Source organism: Streptococcus sp. 1004_SSPC (genome assembly GCF_001069025.1).
Taxonomy (GTDB): domain Bacteria; phylum Bacillota; class Bacilli; order Lactobacillales; family Streptococcaceae; genus Streptococcus; species Streptococcus vestibularis.
On sequence record NZ_JWGQ01000050.1, the window covers coordinates 1 to 2020 of the forward strand.

The following is a 2020-nucleotide window of genomic DNA, read 5'->3' on the forward strand; positions in this document are numbered from 1 at the left end:
AGAAGCGAATTGAAGAATATATTCGTAATCCATTACAAGAGGACATGATAGCAGATCAGTTCAATCTTTTCGAGGAATATGATCCGTTTACAGGTGAGAAGAATCAAAGAAAGTAATCCTAAAGATTCCCACTAGACGGGGCAGCTAGCAAAGGTGGTGCTGAAGGGAAACCATTCGGTAGGCCTCTAGACATCGGTCGGAAGCAGAGTCTTTCAGCTGAAGAGCAAGCCGCCCGTTCTGATATGGCCCCTGTCAAGTAGACAGCTTAAATACCTAACAATAGTGTTTGTTTTTAAGTTTAGTCGTACAAAATAAATGTACGGGTGATTTTGACTTGCTGAAAATGTTAGGCGATGGGCTTTAAAGAGTTTGAATCGACAGTTTGAAAATAGAGAGCTGACAATTCTTATAAAATTTGATACACTAAAGCAGTTGTGGATAATGTTCGCTTGTTAAAAAATACTTAGGATTGTTTTTCCTAACGTAAGGAGTATAAATGACTGATTTTCCTATTAAATATCGTCTAATAAAGAAAGAAAAATACACAGGAGCACGCCTGGGAGAAATTATAACGCCTCATGGCACCTTTCCAACACCGATGTTTATGCCTGTCGGTACCCAAGCTACTGTAAAAACGCAATCCCCTGAAGAATTAAAGCAGATGGGTTCAGGAATTATTTTGGCAAATACCTATCATCTATGGCTGAGACCTGGTGATGAGCTTGTTGCTAAAGCTGGTGGACTCCATAAGTTTATGAATTGGGACCAAGCCATTCTTACAGATAGTGGAGGATTCCAGGTTTACTCATTGGCGGAAAAGCGAAACATTTCAGAGGAAGGTGTAACCTTTAAAAATCACCTTAATGGAAGTAAGATGTTTCTTTCTCCTGAAAAAGCTATCTCAATTCAGAATAATCTCGGCTCAGATATTATGATGAGCTTTGACGAATGTCCGCAATTTTACCAGCCATACGATTATGTCAAAAAATCTATCGAACGTACAAGTCGTTGGGCAGAGCGTGGACTAAAAGCACATCGTCGGCCACACGATCAAGGGCTCTTTGGTATTGTACAAGGAGCTGGTTTCGAAGACCTTCGCAGACAATCTGCGCATGATTTGGTTTCTATGGATTTTCCAGGGTATTCTATTGGTGGTCTTGCGGTTGGAGAAACTCATGAAGAGATGAATGCCGTACTAGATTTTACTGTACCTCTACTTCCTGAAAACAAACCGCGTTACCTTATGGGAGTAGGGGCGCCAGATAGTTTGATCGATGGTGTTATCCGTGGAGTCGATATGTACGACTGTGTTTTGCCGACAAGGATTGCTCGAAATGGGACGTGTATGACTAGCAATGGACGTCTAGTGGTTAAAAACGCTGCCTATGCAGAAGACTTTAGCTCAATTGATCCAGAGTGTGATTGTTACACGTGTAAAAATTACACACGTGCATATGTGAGACACTTGTTGAAAGCAGATGAGACGTTTGGAATTCGTTTGACAAGTTATCATAATCTTTATTTCCTAGTAAATTTGATGGCCAAGGTGCGTCAAGCTATTGTTGATGACAACTTACTTGAGTTTCGTCAAGACTTTATTGAAAAATATGGATATAATGCGAGTAACAGGAATTTTTAAATAATTTATTTAGCAGTATTGAATGTACTGCTTTTTTCCTTCTTAAATTGTGATCTCTTTCAAGCATACGTTTCCGCCCACAGTGTGATTTATCCATATGGTAAGATTCCTGTGCATGACTTGGAGAATAGCTTCCTTCTTTTAGATGTCCCTTCCACTCACGACTAATACTAGACGGATGACGATGAAGTGACTTAACAAAATGATGGTAGCTCATAAGATTTCCTTTCGTAACTAGTTCAGTCAATTCTATTTTACAAGAAAATCTTATGAGTTTTTATTGTGTACTTATCACTTGTATTGTATATTCAAGTTAAAAACCCTCTTGACAGCTATCCAAAAGGGTGCTAAGATATAAAAGTTGTCTTAAGTGATTTGTCT

At 39.1% G+C, this 2020-nt stretch carries 1 protein-coding gene and 2 pseudogenes; 2 read left to right on the forward strand and 1 reads right to left on the reverse strand.

The features are described 5' to 3' along the window. Both ADF62_RS11405 and tgt read left to right on the forward strand, forming a co-directional pair. Window positions 1-116: pseudogene (locus tag ADF62_RS11405) on the forward strand (IS200/IS605 family transposase); the annotation flags it as partial. 380 nt (window positions 117-496) lie between these two features. Next, on the forward strand, window positions 497-1639 hold the full coding sequence (gene tgt, locus ADF62_RS04120; protein ID WP_048788161.1) for a tRNA guanosine(34) transglycosylase Tgt: 1143 nt from the start codon (window positions 497-499) through the stop codon (window positions 1637-1639). Between the two features lie 43 nt (window positions 1640-1682). Here the strand turns inward: tgt and ADF62_RS11935 are convergent. Further along, window positions 1683-1856 (reverse strand): annotated as a pseudogene (locus tag ADF62_RS11935) (IS30 family transposase); the annotation flags it as partial. Window positions 1857-2020: the final 164 nt, after the last annotated feature.

Coding starts and splice junctions, on each gene's coding strand:
- tgt (WP_048788161.1), top strand. CDS start 497: ATGACTGATTTTCCTATTAAATATCGTCTAATAAAGAAAGAAAAATAC.